Source organism: Mucilaginibacter sp. NFR10 (genome assembly GCF_900100445.1).
GTDB classification, from domain to species: Bacteria; Bacteroidota; Bacteroidia; order Sphingobacteriales; family Sphingobacteriaceae; genus Mucilaginibacter; species Mucilaginibacter rubeus.
Map to the genome: position 1 here is coordinate 679,725 of NZ_FMTV01000002.1, position 17,944 is coordinate 697,668.

Below are 17,944 nucleotides of genomic sequence, written 5' to 3' on the forward strand. Positions count from 1 at the left end.
ATGGACTTAACTCGCAGAAAGTGAACAAGCAACATGGAAATAAAGAAAGGAAAAGACCGATTGCCGCGGGCCAGAATATGAAGTGTGGGTTGCAGTACCTAACTAAAAATGTAATTCTTACATTTTATGGCTGATTTTAATTGGTTGGAGCATGATTTTTTAACATTTTATCAGGATTTTACCGGCTGCATTATTGATAGTTTGTAAAAAAACTTAAAATTTTTGTTACTTTTTTTGTCATTTTTTCAATAGGGATCGATTGTTACTATTTGAAATAATAAAAGTTTATTATTTTTTTGATATTACTTGGTAAAACGTTTTTCTTAATTATATTTGTTAAAACCAATTGTGAAAAATACTTTATTACTTAATCGTTTAAGCTACCTGAACTGCTTGTTTTGAGATTTATGTAATCATTAAATTAACCAATATCACTGACATGAAAAACATGATTTACCTGTACCACATCTTTCAGAAGCCCATCATCTGACAGGCTTGATCCTTCGAAAAAATCTCTTGTTGAGATTTTAGGTATCAAAAATTTTATTAATTAACCTAATCACCAAAAGTGAAAAGAACGCTTGGGTATGGTCATTTTTGATGGCAAACCCGGGGGTGTATAACTATGCGCCGCTATCAAAAATATTCCTGCCGGTTATTTTTGATTTCTGTTCTTTTCGCTTGTAAATCAGCGCTATGGAAAAAGAATTACATTCTACTTAATCTAAAGGTGCATGTCATCTGCATAACTCGTTTGCAGGCATAAAAGCACATGGCCCGTTAAATCAAAAATTATTTTACAATCTAAAAGATCCATTCATTATGCGATACTTATGGCTGTGCTTTGTGGTTTTCGCAGCAATAACCACAAATGCACTTACAGGCTTAGCTAAGGGGAATGAGGGTAAAAAAAGCAAAGTAAAACGTTCTGTTTTTTATAAAACCTATATCCGTAAGGATACAACGGCAAAAGATTCATTATTAAAAGACAGCATAAATATTATTATAAAGCATACCCTTTATAATAAGCTGGCAGATAGTGTTACCAAAAAGCCTTATGATCTATCCAAATTCCCGGCTGTTTCCCTGCAGCAATTGTTAAAAGGGCAATTTGCAGGGCTGTATATACAGGAACCTTCGGGCGAACCCGGTACCGTTCAAAATATGTTTATGAGAGGGGCGCCCATGCCGCTTCTTTCTCCAAGGGATGTTTACCAATCGCAGCCACTGGTTGTACTGGATGGTATTCCGCTTGTAACAGAACACCCGTTTGCATATGATATACAGCTATATAACTATAACAGGATGGGAACAGCCACCAACCCATTTGCTGGTATTGATATGAATAATATAGCCTCGGTTGAAGTGTTAAAAGATCTGTCGGCCACGGCGGTTTATGGGCCCCGCGCTGTTAATGGAGTTATTGTATTAACCTCTAAAACTCCTATCGCTGCCAAAAGCATCACTTTTGATTCGTATATAGGTTTGGCACAGCGGCCGCATGTAACCACTATAAACGGTAGGTATGAAAATGCTTTCAGACAGCGTTTTTACGACCTTTATACTACCAATGGCAGATACTCTGATGATGAGAACTATCCCATCTACCTAAGCGATTCATTAAACAATGTTTATAGCGGGAAATCAGACTGGAGCGATCTTTACTATCGTAATGCTTCAGTTTATGGTATTAACTTCGGTATTTCCGGGGGTACAGATCGTGCTAACTTCCGTTTCTCATTGGGGGATCTGAAGAATAATGGTGTTGCTGATGGGACAGTGCTAAACCGATATAGCGCCATGTTCAACATTAATATGAAACCTATCAAATGGCTTCTTTTTTCGGCTATGGTAAACGCCAACCGGATTGAGCGGCAACGAAACAGATATCTACGCGACAGATTTGCCCAGATCAATTATTTCCCCGATCTGAGCGCCCCGCTACCACCAAACAAAGAGTATTATGCCGATTACCTGGCGCAATACAAAAAAGGCTTTGATAACAACAAAACAAATATTGTTGATGGCTATGCCAAAATAGGCATCGATCTCGGGAAATTTAAATTCGTAACCACCTTCAATTTAGATTATAATGAAGGCTACCGCGATGTATTTTATGCGCGTACCCTTTTGCAGGGCAACAGCTATGCTTCCAATTACTTTGGTTTTAGCCAAAGGATAATGGCAGATAACAGGGCAACCTATGATCTGACAGTAAATAAAGTAAACGATTTCCATTTTGAGCTTGGTCAATCAACCCAATGGGACATTTATAAATATAGCAACGCCTATGCCTACAAAGGTGTAAATGACTATATTAAGATAGATCTGCTGGATTCGAACCCAAAAAACCCAGACGGATCTGACAACGATAATTATCTCAACCCAACAGCCTTTCCGCGCGAGTTAACATTCCGTTTTCTGGATAAGATCAAGCATAACCTGGTTTCGTTTTATGCCAAGACCGATTATTCATTCAAAGAAAAATACTTCCTCTCGGCAACAGTACGCGCAGATGGATCATCAAACGCTCAACCTACCAGCCGTTGGTTCTATTCGCCGGTATTATCTGCGGCCTGGAATATCAAAAAAGAGGTGCTGAGCAATAGTACTATTATAAACGATCTTATTTTACGTGCAAGCGCGGGTAGGATCGGTCGCCTCAATGCTTTTGATAATTATGCACAGGGTCCTCAATATACAGCATCGGTAGGGTATACCGGTAACTTAACCGTGCCTGGCTATAATGCGTTTGGTGTGCTTACCAGGCCTTATTCTACCGGTTGGATCGGTTACGGAATACCTTGGTCATACTCCAATCAACTGAATATTGGCACAGATGCCGGTTTCCTTAATAACCGCCTGCACCTTTCGGTTGATTGGTACCTGAAACAGGAAAAGAATTTGCTGATAGGTATTCCCGCTTTTGCGGAGTATGGGTATAAGCAGTCGATTGAGAGCGGTATGGCTGTAAACAATACCGGTATAGATGTATCTGTATCTGCCAATATCATCCGGAACACAAAATTTGGATGGACATCTTCTTTGAATCTAAATCATAATATCAATAAGCTCAAAGCATTACCAAGGGGCTTAAATCAGATCATTATTGATAACAGGCTTTTAAAAGTAGGCAGCCCGGTTGATCGGTATTGGTTACTGGTAAATGATGGCATTTATAAATCGGAAAGCGAAATACCAGTTGTAAATGGGCAGCCACTTAAGTACAATGGCATCGCCCTGCATGCCGGCGATCCCAGATGGCGTGATATCAATGGCGACAACGTAATTGATAATAACGATAAAGTATTAAAGGGACATGCTTTACCAAAAATTTCAGGTGGATATGATAATAATTTCAGATATGGCAACTGGAATTTAAATGTCAATCTCTATTTCAACCTGGGGCGCGACCTTATACACCAGGAAATGGCCAACCGCTTTGATTTTATTAACCGGGAAGGTAACAGCGATGTAAACTCTGTTAAGGAGATCACCTTCTGGGAAAAACGAGGCGACTACAACAAATATCCATTGTATAACCCATGGAGTACCGTTATCCCATATCGTGTTGATCAGGACCTTTTTCTTGAAAATGCTTCATTCCTGAAATTAAGAACTGTTTCCATTGGGTATGACCTAACCAAAGCAATGCGCTTAAAGAAAATCAAGCTAACCAGGTTTTATGTATATGCCACGGCAAATAATGTGTTCACCATAACCCCTTATACCGGTCAGGACCCTGAATTGGTGAATTATGATGGCTATGATACCGGTTACGGCCTGCCTATACCACGAACATATACCCTGGGTGTAAAAATGGAATTATGATATGAAAAACGATCACAAAAATCATGTTGTAAAAATGAAAAAGACATTATGTATCGTCCTGATCCTGTTTACTGCGGCAATAACAAGCTGCAATAAAACACTGGATATTGATTCAACAAGGGTTGTGGGCGAAAAAAACATGTGGAATAAGCTTGAAGATGCACGTGCAGGCTTATTAGGAGTGTATGCACTTACCCGAGCAGCCTTATCTGACAACGATGGTCACTGGCTTTATGGCGATGTACGTACAGGCGAATTTATTAGTCCGAACCGGCAGGACCTGAAAGCAATTGCAGGTAATCAGCTCAACGCCTCATATCCAACTGTTGAGGCCTTGAGCGACTGGACAAGATTTTACGCCATAATTAATGCTGCGAATATCTTCCTTGAACGTATTGGCGATGTAAAAGCTGCCGATAAGCGCTATACAGAAAACTATTTGATAGTTGATGTTGCCCAGGTACGTTTTTTAAGGGCCTTTACCTATTTCTATATGGTAAGGATTTGGGGAGATGTACCATTCATTACCTCATCCCACGATGGCAAGTTTGAAAATCAACCCCGCGAAAGTGGCAGCAAAATATTAGTATGGGCGCAGCAGGAAATGCTTAAGGCCGCAGCCGATCTGCCGTTTGTATACAGTAACAACGATGTGCAGCAGCCCGGCAATTATTATAATGAAGATGCTACCCGCTGGGGAGGTGCTTTAGCCACGAAGAACTCAGCCTATGCGGTCCTGGCTCATTTGGCTGCCTGGCAAGGTAACTATACCGATGTAGCTACCTATACCAAGTTTGTTGAAGATAATTATGGTAAAAGCGGCATCAATTTTCAAAGCACAGAAGATCTGACCAAATCAAACGGGTTCTTTTTCAATAAAAACACCAGCCAGATGTTTGGTTTTAACTCTGACTGGGGGCATATTGACGGATCGGTAACAGGCCACCTGGAAGAGTTAACCCTGGCCGAACCCGTGGTGAATAAAAAAGTGCCGGATATCTACATGCCTAAGGATACTATCCTGAAAATATTTGACATGCCCAAGGATGAGCGCTTTAGTATAGATACGCTTGGTCAGCCCCGTACCGAAAGATACTTCACCAATATCAATGGCAAGTACCCCATTTTTAGCAAAATAAAAGTGATACTGGGGGGCGTTTCTGATCCTAACTTCCGATACTTCACCAGTGCTTTGATCTTTACAAGGATAGAGGATATCGTATTACTCCGGGCCGAGGCATTGGCTGTTTTAGGGGATGTGAACGGGGCCGAAAATGAAGTTTTTAATATCATGACCCGCCGGGGGATGGGAGATCTTACGATAGACAGCGACCAGGACATTATTGATTTGATATTTAAGGAGCGCCATCGCGAATTGATGGGAGAGGGACATCGCTGGTATGACCTGGTACGCTATAATAAAATCAAGCAAAACAACCCGGCATTCATGAAACTCATCAATTCGCAGGGGATATACTGGCCTGTTTCGCGTAAGCTCATCGCTCAAAACAATCTGTTAACCCAAAACCCATTCTGGAAATAAACTGACCATATATGAAAAAGTTAAAAAAATATATGAGTGCCTTAACGCCGGTGTTGATTGCAGCCCTGTTGCAAACTGCCTGCAAAAAGGATGGCGGCTACCATGACGCTACAGGCACCAACTCAAAATTTGCGGGTAATACTTATGAGTATTTAAAAAGCAAACCCGGTGTATATGATTCATTATTGGCGGTAGTCAACCGGATGGGACTTCAGCAAACGCTCATGGACAGCAATGTTACCCTTTTTGCGGTTACTAATCCAAGTTTTCAGCTGGCAATTAATAACCTGAATACATTAAGAAGGCAAAGCGACAAAGATCCGCTGTTTTTGGCAAAAATTGATGGCGTGCAGTTGGACACCATGGTTTCATATTATATTATCAGGGGTAAACGTACAACTGATTCCCTGCTGCTGCAGGACGGGCTTGATCTTTTCAGCGTACGTTTCGGATATCCTATGCATGGCAAGGTTTCCAAAATATCAGCTTCCGGCCTTACCGGTGGCGGCCCGGATCTTATAGAGTTTAGCAATACCAAACGCAGCAAGTTTATCAGAAACTGGTCAACCACTACTACCGGCTCCAATAATATCAGCACCAAAAATGGTATTGTTCATGTGGTAAGTCCCGATCACATTTTCGGTTTTGATGAATTTGTATCCCGATTAACCTTTGTTCCGCCACCGCCAAACCTAATGACCCTGATAGGTGGCAAGCTTACCGTTTTGAGAGATAACAATGGCGGTCCGGATAATGGCGAAGGCTCTAAAAAAGTAATTGACGGCGATGATCACACCAAGTTCCTGGCCGAACTTCAGGGACGGTTATGGATGCAGTTTGAGCTAAATGAGCCTGCCGTATCAGGGGTGTATACGCTCACATCTGCCAATGATGCACCTGAACGCGACCCCAGGGCCTGGACTTATGAAGGCTCAAATGACGGCAAAACCTGGACGGAGTTAGATCGCCGGAGTAACTTCTTCTTCGAAGAACGATACCAGACCAAAGTTTTCAGGTGCCCTAACACCACCGCTTATAAGTTCTACCGGGTGGATATTTCCGAGCTGCGTGACGGGGGCCTTTTCCAACTGGCCGAATGGACCATCAATAAAGTAAAATAAGGCATGGAAGATCAAAATATCAATACATTAAAAAAACGAAAAGAGATGCAAACATTCATAAAAATGGGATCTGTAGCTCTGCTATTTGCTGCAGTCGCGCTCAGTAGTTGCAAGAAGATGTATAGCATTCCCGATGAAAAAGATTATCTGAGTTCGAATGTAAACTACAGCAATAAAGTTTTTGAACCGATTTTAGGCCGAACCACTTTGATGGGCGGGTTTAATGGAGATAACTCAACCCAGCCGTTAAAGTTTGAGATCATCAACGCGCGTTTTGGCGACGGTAAGCCTGTTACAGATCTTTTTCAAAAAAGACCAACCTATGTATGGACAGCGCCCTATAACGGGCTTGAAAAGAGCCTGGCCGAGATAGAGGCAAAACGCAAGCTGGAAGATCACCCCTTATTTGAAGTGCGCTCATCGGGCGAGTTTATTATGTGGGCTTCTTCCAATAATGAGCTGATCAAGCCCAGGCCGTCTGATAGTACCAATTTTCCGCAGGATACGCGCTATTTTGACATAAAGATAACCAACACGGGTGGCAGTACTATAATTCGCGACCTGCAGGTACGCCCTTTCCGCGAGCGCCCTTATGAACCTTCTGACGACTTTAACATTTACTCCGGCCTGCCTGCGCCTCATCCCAAAACGCCTTATAATCCGGCCAGCCGAAACTACATCAGGCCATTTTTAAACGGGGTAATAGGCCAGGTAACCGACATTCCGCTGCAGAGTAATGACGAAAAAAAGGATGTGGTGGTTTATATCCGTCCGTTTACCGGCGGTACGGGAAATTCGTTAAGGTTCAAGTTTCTGAACAAAGACTCAGTAGAGATGAATCCGGCCCTGTTTAACGAAACTACCTGGGATAAAATAGTACATGGCTTTAACATGCAAAAAACTGCAACATATGTACAATACGATGTTGCCTATCCTATTCCTTTAGTGGAAATACCAACTGTATATGCCCCAGGAGGAACCAGGGACCATGCCGAATTTAAATATTCGCGAATTGGTTTTGGTGGCAGTAGGGTAGTGGCAAGCTTCGGGATAGATTTCGCTATATACAAAAAAGGCGACTGGGAGATAGTGTTCCATTTTTTGAAGGACAATCCAAAGTTTGAAGACGAATAACCGAATTAAAACTTATCACCATGAGAAAACACATACTATTTTATATAGTGCTTGCTGTTTGCACGATCTTATTCTGTGCAGATGTTCATGCACAAGCACAAAATATAACGGTTACCGGTACGGTAGTTGAAAAAGCTACCAATAAAATTTTACCCGGTGTAAATATCTATATGGGCAGTAAAGGCCTGATACAAACTGATTATAAGGGAAAGTTTACCGTTTCTGTACCGGCTAACAGCACACTTACTTTTACGTTTGTAGGTTTTGTTACGGAAAAAGTAAAACTTGAACCCGGGCAAAAAAACATAACTGTAACGCTGACTGAAGACAAAAAAGGCCTTAATGAAGTAATTATTGTGGCCTACCAAAACAGGAATAAAGAATCATCACCAGGCGCTGCGGTTACCTTAACCCAAAAGGACATCCAGGATGTGCCGGCATCAAACGTCGAAAACCTGCTGCAAGGAAAAGTAGCTGGTTTAAACGTTCAGAACAATACTGGTGCTCCAGGTTTCAGGGGCTCCGTTCAGGTGCGTGGTTTATCAGCCCTGAGTGTATCAGGCAGTGGCAGTGAATCGTTCCTGCAACCTACATCCCCCCTGTATATTATTGATGGGGTACCTTTAGATGCGGATAAGGCTGCTGAGTTTGGTTTTCAAACGCAGGGGCCGGGGGTAAGCCCGTTATCATTGATCCCGGTAGAGGATATCCAAAGCATACAGATCATGAAGGATGCGCAGGCAACTTCCATGTACGGATCAAGGGGGGCTTATGGCGTAATCATCATAACTACCAAGCGAGGAAATTCTAAAGTACCCCGGGTAAGGTATACGGGCAACTTCTTCGTTAACGCCGTCCCACAGCTGCGCGCAACACTGGGTGGTAATTCCGAACGCCGGGCAAAAATTCAGCAGATATTATCCAATGCAACAATTATTGATGAGTTAAGGAAATTGGGGCAAACCGGTTTCCTGGCTGATAGTTTGAACGCATATTGGAATAACTCAACAAACTGGCAGTCCATTTTTTATGGCACAACACATAACCAAAGCCATAACGTAGCCTTAGACGGTGGCAACGACCGCTTTAACTACAAAGTGAACATGGGGCTTTATTCGGAAAAAGGCGTGATCAAAAACACCGGTTTCGACAGGTATAACCTGAATATGAATATGGAGTTTAAGCCAAATGACAAATTCAGGTTCTTTGGTTCATTGTTCGGCTCGTTGGGAAGCCAGGCTAAGGGTAATGGTGTGGGCTTACTGCAACAAGGAGTGGCCTCGAACGGTCAGGCATCTACACTGCTGCCGCCTCCTTCATTTTATCTTTCACCAGATGGCGTAACATCTGCTTTACAAACCCAAAACAGTAACAGTACAAGAAACATCCGTACTAATATTGATGGTCGTTATGAGTTTATACCGGGATTGGCGCTATCCTCAAGCATCAGTTATGATTATACCTCAGATGCCGAATCAACCTTCACGCCCGCAGCTGCAAATGCCCAGTTTGCGCAGGTATATGATTATGAGGGCCGTAATTTCACATTATACAACCGTAATGCACTTACTTATGCCAAAACATTCAGCGCCGACCACACCATATTCATTAATACGTTTAATGAAATATATAAACAAGGCGGCCAAAGCGGTATCATCAGGCAAAACCGTATACCTAATGATCAATTGCAGGGGCCAGTAGGGTCGGACCCATATAACTCAAGAGGTGGAGGTGTATTGTCAAACTTTAAAAATGCCACCATCGCTTCATTCGCAGGCTCCTTTAACTACGATTATAAAAAGAAGTATGTACTGGAGTTATCATACCGCTTAGATGGTACATCCTCAAATGGCTTAGAGAATCCGTATTCCAAAAATCCTGCAGCCGGTTTCAGGTGGAATTACTACAAGGAAAACTGGTTTAAAAATTGGGATTGGCTCACTTCAGGAGGTTTAAGGTTAACCTGGGGACAAAATATCGTACCAACAGGCAGTTTGCAAAGTATTTACGGCTTATATAACCTTAATGGTAATTTCAACAACAATCCAACCATTGGTATTAATTATGAATTTGTGCCTAACCCGGCATTAAAGCCTACTACAACTACGCAGTACAACCTTGGGTTTGACATGACGATTTTGCAGGGTAAAGTTGACCTGACTTTTGATACTTATTATAAAAAGGTTGATAACTTGTTGTTTGATAGGTTTTTACCTAATAGTACAGGTTTTCAGAAAAAATCAAGTAATGACGTATCCATTGCCGATTATGGATATGAACTGATGGTAACGGTAAGGCCTTTAACCGCCAAGGATTTTAACTGGACGGTATCATTTAACGGCGCCATTAACCGCGATTACCTATTGAGGTTACCTGCCGAATACAACGGACAATACATCAAATTTGATTATAATAACTATCAGCACATTGTTTTCAGGGTAGGTAAAAATACATTGTCAAACTACCTGCTGATTAACCAGGGCGTTTATTCAACGGATGCTGATGTACCGGTAGACCCTGTAACCGGTAAAAAATATCAAACCGGTGGCCTCGCTTTCAAAGGCGGCGACCCGAGGTTTAAAGATGTTAACGGCGATTACATCCTCGATGACCGGGATTATGAGATAACCGGTAATTCACAACCTTTAATTACCGGTGGTATATCGACAAATATCAACTACAAAAATTTTGGATTAAATATTTATGCCTCCTATACCGCCAAGAGAACGATATTAAATAATGCGTTATCAGACAGGTTGTCGATCATGAAAGATCCTTATGCCCTGCTGGCAGCAGTTCCATTGGACGATCTGGATATATGGCGAAAACCGGGTGATCAATCCAAGTATCCTAATCCCTATTCGTTTTCGAGGTTCAATCAGATAAAGCCACTTCGTTCCGATCAAAATTTGTGGCAGGAAGAAGGCTCATACCTGAAGATCAACACGGTTACTCTATCCTACATGTTCGACAAAAAGTTTGTACGAAGGTTCGGGTTCAATAACGTTAGGGTTTATTTCTCAACCAATAACCTGGTCACATTTTCGGGATATAATGGCCCCAACCCCGAGAACGTGACTTCTCTGGGCCGGGATATATCAAGCGGGTACCCGGTACCGCGTACATATAATTTAGGTTTAAATATTGAACTCAATACAAGTAAATAAAACTCAAGATCATGAAAAAAAGTGTTATATACATTTTAGCAGCGGCAGCAAGCTTGTGTTTACCAGCCTGTAAAAAGTTTCTGAACGTACAACCCATTGATAAACTAACAGGGAATAACTTTTACCAATCGAAAGATGACGTTGTGGCCAATATTTATGATATGTCAAGAACATTTTTTGGCAAGATCAACGAAACGCATTTTATTGGCGCTACGGGCGAATATCGTTCGGGAGAGGTTTTATCTGAACCTCAGGCAGATAACGGGCCGGCACGTGCATATGTAGAGGTGTTAGGCCGGAATGACCTGCTTGGGCTTATCAACGGCAACCCGCCCTGGAATTTTTACAACTTTTATCGCATTACCGATTGGACAGGTTATTACCAGGTAATACAAAGTGCCAACATCCTCATCTCGAAACTGGAAGCAGGTGTGCCTGGCGTATCAGACAGCGAAAAAAAACAGTTTGAGGGCGAAGCGGCTTTTATACGCGGGCTTGCATACTTCTTTATGGTAAGGCTTTATGGCGACGTTCCTTATTATACCGATGCTTACCATTCAACAGCTTTACCGCGCGAAAACATGGTATCTGTTTTAAACAAAAGCATCGCCGACCTTAAAAAATATAAGGACGGTTTGCCTTGGACTTATTCTGACCCGGCTTTAAAAGGGGTACGTGCAAGCAGGGGCAGCGTTATCGCGCTTATCATGAACATGAACATGTGGAATGCCGGTTTCGACAAACCCAATGCAACCAAGTACTACCAGGAGACTGCAGACCTTGGGCAGGAATTGATTAAGAGCAATGCTTACAGGCTGTTACCCATCAATGAATGGGCCACGGTTATCAAAGGCCGGTCGGACGAGAGTTTGTTTGAGTTTTATCGCAGTATAAACTATGGCGATCAAAACACCAATGTTGCCCCTATTGGCGATATGTTTCTGCATTATCCATATAAAAGGCCAGAATATACGCACCGTATAAGCTTCGCCTATTTCAGGGCCGAGTATATGCAAAAACTATATTCAGGTACGGCTGACAAGCGCGCTACAACCTGGTTTAATTCAGACATCTACGCCGATAACGGAAAGTTCATGATGCTCAAATTTGCTCAAAATTCATTTGCAACCGGCGAAGAGGACGCCAATCCTGACAACACCTTTATGATATTCAGATATGCTGGTGAAATACTGCTCTGCGCAGAAGCACTGGCCGAACTTGGTCAGGATGACCAGGCTATTGCACTGGTGAATAAAGTGAGGGACAGGGCCGAAGCTTCGCGCTATACCGGTGGCGGCGGACAAGACCTTAAGGATTTTATTTTCCTGGAAAGATCCCGGGAACTGATGGGCGAGGGGCACCATTACTTTGACCTGGTGCGTACCCGCAGGATTATGAACAGCGAGTGGTCATATAACGTATTGACGCTGGACAAATTTAACCGCGGTGCCTGGACATGGCCAATTAGTAGTAACGCGTTGGCCAATAACCCATTTATGTCATTAAACATGTACTGGGTTAACGGAGGTAATTAACCTATTCCTAAAAAGTAATGATAAGAAATATGAAAAATATAATTATTGTTTTTGCCGGGTTTTTACTGGTGCTTACCGGCTGTAAACGCGATGAGTATTATAAAGACGGAGGTAAAGCTAAGGCCGATTACCCTGCCGATATGCTTCAATACCTGCAGGATAAAGCAGTACCGTTTGATACCATTGCCCAGATCGTAAAACTGGCCGGTATGGAAGAAACATTTCGCAAAAGTGATTTTACCTTTTTTGCACCAGACGATGATGTTATAAAAAGAACGATAGGTGACTACAAAACCAGAGGCTCTTTAAATCAATTTTTGTACGAGGCCGGTCGTGATACCGTGAAAAAGCTGTCGGACATCGACTCTGCTATATGGAAAAAATATCTGCAACGGTATATGTTCAAGGGAATCAACCGGCTTAAAGATTATCCGCAAATAGATTTTAACCTGCAAAATCAGTATCCCGGAGCGCTTTATTATTCATACAGCGGCGATGTGGTGAACATTGGTGTGATATATGACGACGCGAATAACATCAAATACATTGGTTCGCGTACATTGGTAATCAGTTATATCTATGACATCAATAATGCGCAAAACGTAGTTTTCGGGAATAAGGTTTCATCGTCTGATATCAAACCTACGAACGGGATAGTACATACCCTGCAATATGACGGAGCCTATTTTGGGTTTAACCGGTACGACTTTTATGAGGAAATATACTTTGCAGGCCTTCACCATTCTGAGTAAAACATTATTAACAATATTCTTTCAATGATAATAAATTGAATATGAGAAGATTTAACTATATCATCACGTTTATCCTGCTGGTGCTCATAATAGCAGCTTGCAAAAAGGATAAAACAGTTTATTCTGACCCCTATGGGGAAGGAAAGCCGCCGTTGGGCGTCATCCTTAGCCGTGACGCAATACCTGCACCGGCAAATGGGACGGTGGGTACCGAGGTAACATTCAAAGCCACCGGACTTATTCCTTATAAAGGCAAAATAAAGTTCATGTTTAATGGCGAACCCGGTCAGGTTACCGAGGTAACAGAATCAACTATTAAGGTAAAGGTGCCCCCTTTTGGAAGCACCGGTATTACCTCAATTGCCATTGATGATCAGTTAGTGCTTGGCCCCTTATTTAAGGTATCCGGATTAATTAATATCGATCCTTCTTTCCGGGCAACTGCCGGAGCAAATGGCAATGTAAACCAGGTGTATCCTCTTGCCGATGGCCGGAACCTGGTGCTGGGTTGGTTTACCAATTATGATAATAAAGGGATCATTACCCCGCTTAACCGCATTGTAAGAACATCGGCTGATGGTGAATTTGACCGTACGTTCCGGACAGGTAAGGCAGCAAACGGATTATTATCGAGAGTAATAGAACTCGGCGGAAAATATGTGATAGCCGGAGGATTTAGCGGCTACAATCAGCGCACAGAAAACATCAGTAATATTACCACATTAAATGTTGATGGCAGTATTGATACCATTGGCGTAAAAACCTACAGGCGCCCATCCCAAACAGATACAACCAAATATTTTCCGAAGTTTAACGGCGGTACTAACGACTATATATCTAAAATATACAAGCATCAGAACAAAATACTGGCAACAGGGAGTTTCAGATATTATGTAAGACGGGTTTATACTGAACATAATCATGATTTTACCCGCGATACGGTGATTCTTGACAGTACGGAAATCCGGCAAATAGCCCGTTTTAACCTGGATGGAACACTTGACAAAACCTATCGTTTTAACATAGCGACAAACAAAGGCCTGCCTTCGGCAAATGGCCCTGTTGACTCGTACATGCATACCGACGCTGATCAGCTGGAAAAACTGGTGCTGTTTGGAAGTTTTACCACGTTTGACCAAAAAACAGCGGGACGGCTGGTTCGTTTGAGCCCCAATGGCACCATTGATGATTCATTTAAAACCGGGACAGGTACCGATAATAGCATCTCATCTTTAACGTACAATCCTGTAACCAAAAAATACCTGATAACAGGGATCTTCAGAACATACGATGGCAAACCGGCCGTCAGCATGGCGCTGGTTAACCTGGATGGTAGTCTTGACCAAACTTTCGTAGCTAAAACATTTGAGGGAGGCTATCCTGGTTTTGCCCGCCAGCTTAATGATGGACTGGTAGTAGTTAGCGGCAGCTTTAAAAAGTATAATAATGTTACCCGCAATGGTTTCATGGTACTAAATACCAAAGGTGAACTGGCCGGGAATTACAATACTACCGGACCATTTTCAGGTACATTGTCTGATATTATTGAAACCAAATCGACTGATGGTAAGCGGGCATTATTGCTGATTGGTGGCTTTGACCGTTTTGATAATACCCAGGTTAGCAATATCATACGCGTTACCATCGAATAAATTTTAATTGAACTTATAATCTATAAAGAAATGCAGAACAGGAAAAAATACAAACAGATCATTTTTTCAATTATTTGTGCATTGGCTGTCGCAACAATATCATGTAATAAGGATTTTGTGCGCACGCTGCCCGATAAAAATTATACTGACACGGCCAAAGCAACATCCGGCGAACGTAAGGTTTTGTACCTGATTGTTGACGGGGCACGGGGCTCATCAGTAAATAGCGCCAATGTGCCTAATATTAAAGCATTACTGCCCAGTTCAATTTACAGTTGGGTTGCATTGAGCGATCCGGACTCGACCCGCGATGTAAGCAACTGGGCCAATATGCTAACCGGCGTAAAAAAAGAAAAGCACAAGATCTTGTCGGATGATTTTGCCGGCAATAATCTGGCAACTTATCCTGTGTTTTTTGAAAGGATAAAAGAAGAAAGACCAAATGCCAAAATCGTTTCTTTTTCTTCCTCGGCTATTTTTAAAAATAAGTTAACACAGGGTGCTGCAGTAAGCGAGTTGTATAGTACTGATGAGCAAATTAAAACGGCTGTAGTTAATGACCTGAATACCGACACGGCACAATTGATAGTTGGCCATTTTAATGATATTAAAGAAGCAGGTGCCAAATACGGATTCGACAATTCATCGTCGCAGTACAAAGCTTCTATCGAAAAATTTGACGGTTATGTAGGTGAGATTGTTAATGCCCTGAAAAAAAGGAAAAATTATGCCAATGAAGATTGGCTGGTAGTGATTGCGTCGAGCGGTGGTGGTAAATTTAATATCCCGGCTAACGAGAACGATAATACAGTTTTCAGTAACACCGCCGCCAATACATTTACTATCTATTACAATCCAAAATATAAACAAAGAGTAATAGGTAAACCATTTACCGGCAACAGGTATTTGGGGCGCACAGTACGTTTGAAAGATACGGGGGTGAGAGCCGAGATAGATACAGCTGATATCTTTAACATCGATGATACTACCAAGTTCACCATCGAGCTAAAAGTTAAGAAGAATGAGGATAAATTCTTTTGGCCAAGTATCCTGGGTAAAAGACCGGAGTGGTCAGCAGGTCACCCGGGAGTTGGCTGGGTAATTTACCTCGAAGACGCCTACTGGTATTTCGAATACCGGGGCACTAAGGATGGTGATTATCATCAATGCCGTGGCGGCGACCTTCAAAAAGGCAGATGGCAAAACCTTTCGGTTAAATGTGAGATACGCGCAGGCAAGCGATATATCAGAACCTACACCGACGGGGTTTTCAATAATGAATTGGAGATAACCGCATCGGGAAGTTTAAGCAACCACAGCCCGTTGAAGTTGGGCTATTTAAACGGTAACGGGCATGGTACACCTGATGTGTATGTAACCGACATCAGATTTTTCAAGGTCGACGTACCCGATGCCGTGATTGGAAATTATGCCTGCGAAACATCCATTAGCGAAGGTCATCCTTATTATACCTTTTTGGCAGCATACTGGCCGGGCACAGATGGCCAGGGCGACAAGATCAGGGATATTGGCCCGCAGGCCCGCGACTTTCAATTAAAAGGCCCTTATCAATGGGAAGATTTTAATGATCTGATCTGCCCGCCGCCGGCAGGGGCACTGGCCATATTTGTTCCGCAAACGGCAGATATCCCGGCGCAAATAATAAACTGGTTCAGAATACCTAACAGGCAGGCCTGGGGGCTTGACGGCCGCGTTTGGCTTGACCAGTAAAAAGCTAACCATTATAAACTAAATTATTTGATGATGAAAAAATACAGATATATCTTGTTTATCGGGTTAATTGTCCTGATAGCGGGAGCCTGCAAGCAAAATGATCTTGATGAGCTGAAGCCAATTCAAAACACCGACAGAAACGTTTCCGGCGCAGGAGCCAATACTGGTGATGCAACTGCCGGTAACGAAATAGTTAAAGTTCCATTTAAAATATCCTTATCAGGACCGGCAACCAAAGCATTCCAGGTTGGTATAACATTTAATAATGATACGGTAACCAAACTAATAGCAAATGGTACACTTAAAAATACTGTAATATTACCTGCGGGTGCAATTGATTATCCCGGCGTAATCAACGTAGCATTTGGGTCAGATACCGCCACTGCCGTTGCCAGCGTCAGGTTATCGGCCATTGAGGCTAATTATGGTAAAAACGTAGCTTTTGCATTTAAACTTACTGATCCCGGCAAGGGCAATCAAATCAAAGGGTCGCAATCAAATATCCTGGTGGTGCTTGATACCAAAAAGTTTATTAAAGAAAGTGATATTCATTATGTGTCGCTTTTGAATGGCGGTGGTATTATGGATGTTGATTATCAAAAAAACTATACAACATCACCGGCAGGTATCACCATTCCATTAACCATAAACATGGCGGGTGTACCGGCCGGCGCGTTTAATGTTCATGTAAAATTAAACATGGATACCATTACAACTTTGGTAAGTAAAAAAGTGCTGCCTGATAACACTATAGCACTTAACCCCGATCAATTTTCTATTGATACCCTGATTAGGGTAAATTCCAACGCCAGTACAGCGGTGGTGCGCTTATCAATAGGATGGCCTGTTTTTGATGCCAATATAGTTGCCAATAAACGTTTTGGTTTTGTGGTGAGTTTGGTTAATCCGTCAAAACACATCTTGCATCCAACAAAAAGCAAGTTGATCGTTTTGGTACAGCCAGAGGTTAATCTTGATAATAACTCTTACATAACCGGAAACGGAACGGGCTTAAAAGCGGAATACTTTTCAAACAATCAATTGCTTGATTTTGATGGCAGAAAGCCCGATCTTGTACAAATAGAACCTACTATTGATTGGCCTAATGACGGGGTTTGGCAAGCCGCTATACCAGGTATAAGTCATGATAATTTCTCCACCAGGTGGACTGGCGAGTTCCTTGCCCCCGTTCGGGGTGAATACGTGTTCTGGCAGAACGAATGGGACGACGGATCAAGATTATATATAGACGGCAAGGCCATTATTAATGATTTCACTACCGAGTGGGATAAGGATAGCCGTACTGCCAAAATTTTCTTGGAACGCGGTAAACGCTATAAAATAGAAGCAGATCATCGCGAAAACGTGGGTGGCCAGCGCGCCCGTTTAACTTTTGAAGTTCCATCGGCCGGCATCAACGGCAGAAGAATAGTACCACAAAGCCAATTATTCCCCGCCCCTTAAGCCAATTGATC

At 42.4% G+C, this 17,944-nt stretch carries 11 protein-coding genes; 10 read left to right on the top strand and 1 reads right to left on the bottom strand.

The window, feature by feature from the left end; translation table 11 throughout:
* The first annotated feature begins 822 nt into the window (after nucleotides 1-822).
* Nucleotides 823-3,831: a SusC/RagA family TonB-linked outer membrane protein gene (locus BLP33_RS10710; protein WP_090527422.1), complete on the top strand. Its 3,009-nt coding sequence runs from the start codon at nucleotides 823-825 to the stop codon at nucleotides 3,829-3,831.
* Nucleotides 3,832-3,865: 34 nt separating this feature from the next.
* Nucleotides 3,866-5,374, top strand: a complete 1,509-nt coding sequence (locus BLP33_RS10715; protein WP_090527689.1) for a RagB/SusD family nutrient uptake outer membrane protein — start codon at nucleotides 3,866-3,868, stop codon at nucleotides 5,372-5,374.
* A gap of 41 nt (nucleotides 5,375-5,415) precedes the next feature.
* On the opposite strand, the gene BLP33_RS27845 is transcribed toward BLP33_RS10715, so the two are convergent.
* On the bottom strand, nucleotides 5,416-5,478 hold the full coding sequence (locus BLP33_RS27845) for a hypothetical protein (protein WP_354437216.1): 63 nt from the start codon (nucleotides 5,476-5,478) through the stop codon (nucleotides 5,416-5,418).
* An 81-nt stretch (nucleotides 5,479-5,559) separates the two neighbouring features.
* On the opposite strand from BLP33_RS27845, the gene BLP33_RS10720 reads away from it, so the two are divergent.
* The 8 genes from BLP33_RS10720 to BLP33_RS10755 are packed head-to-tail and all read left to right on the top strand — an operon-like array spanning nucleotide 5,560 to nucleotide 17,933.
* A complete protein-coding gene (locus BLP33_RS10720) occupies nucleotides 5,560-6,495 on the top strand; it encodes a fasciclin domain-containing protein (RefSeq protein ID WP_354437217.1) in 936 nt (311 codons plus the stop codon).
* 45 nt (nucleotides 6,496-6,540) lie between these two features.
* Nucleotides 6,541-7,629 carry a DUF5007 domain-containing protein gene (locus tag BLP33_RS10725; protein ID WP_254780098.1) on the top strand — a complete coding sequence of 363 codons (1,089 nt, stop codon included), beginning with the start codon at nucleotides 6,541-6,543 and terminating at the stop codon, nucleotides 7,627-7,629.
* A 20-nt stretch (nucleotides 7,630-7,649) separates the two neighbouring features.
* On the top strand, nucleotides 7,650-10,796 hold the full coding sequence (locus BLP33_RS10730; RefSeq protein ID WP_090527429.1) for a SusC/RagA family TonB-linked outer membrane protein: 3,147 nt from the start codon (nucleotides 7,650-7,652) through the stop codon (nucleotides 10,794-10,796).
* Nucleotides 10,797-10,807: 11 nt separating this feature from the next.
* Nucleotides 10,808-12,331 carry a RagB/SusD family nutrient uptake outer membrane protein gene (locus BLP33_RS10735; RefSeq protein ID WP_090527432.1) on the top strand — a complete coding sequence of 508 codons (1,524 nt, stop codon included), beginning with the start codon at nucleotides 10,808-10,810 and terminating at the stop codon, nucleotides 12,329-12,331.
* A gap of 29 nt (nucleotides 12,332-12,360) precedes the next feature.
* The gene (locus BLP33_RS10740; protein WP_175489988.1) at nucleotides 12,361-13,083 is read left to right on the top strand and encodes a fasciclin domain-containing protein; all 723 of its coding nucleotides are present in this window, start codon (nucleotides 12,361-12,363) and stop codon (nucleotides 13,081-13,083) included.
* A gap of 41 nt (nucleotides 13,084-13,124) precedes the next feature.
* The gene (locus BLP33_RS10745) at nucleotides 13,125-14,735 is read left to right on the top strand and encodes a DUF5008 domain-containing protein (RefSeq protein ID WP_090527440.1); all 1,611 of its coding nucleotides are present in this window, start codon (nucleotides 13,125-13,127) and stop codon (nucleotides 14,733-14,735) included.
* Between the two features lie 30 nt (nucleotides 14,736-14,765).
* Nucleotides 14,766-16,466 (top strand): alkaline phosphatase family protein, encoded by a 1,701-nt coding sequence (locus tag BLP33_RS10750; protein WP_090527442.1) that lies wholly within the window; start codon nucleotides 14,766-14,768, stop codon nucleotides 16,464-16,466.
* Between the two features lie 33 nt (nucleotides 16,467-16,499).
* Nucleotides 16,500-17,933, top strand: a complete 1,434-nt coding sequence (locus tag BLP33_RS10755) for a PA14 domain-containing protein (RefSeq protein WP_175489989.1) — start codon at nucleotides 16,500-16,502, stop codon at nucleotides 17,931-17,933.
* The last annotated feature ends 11 nt before the right edge of the window (nucleotides 17,934-17,944 follow it).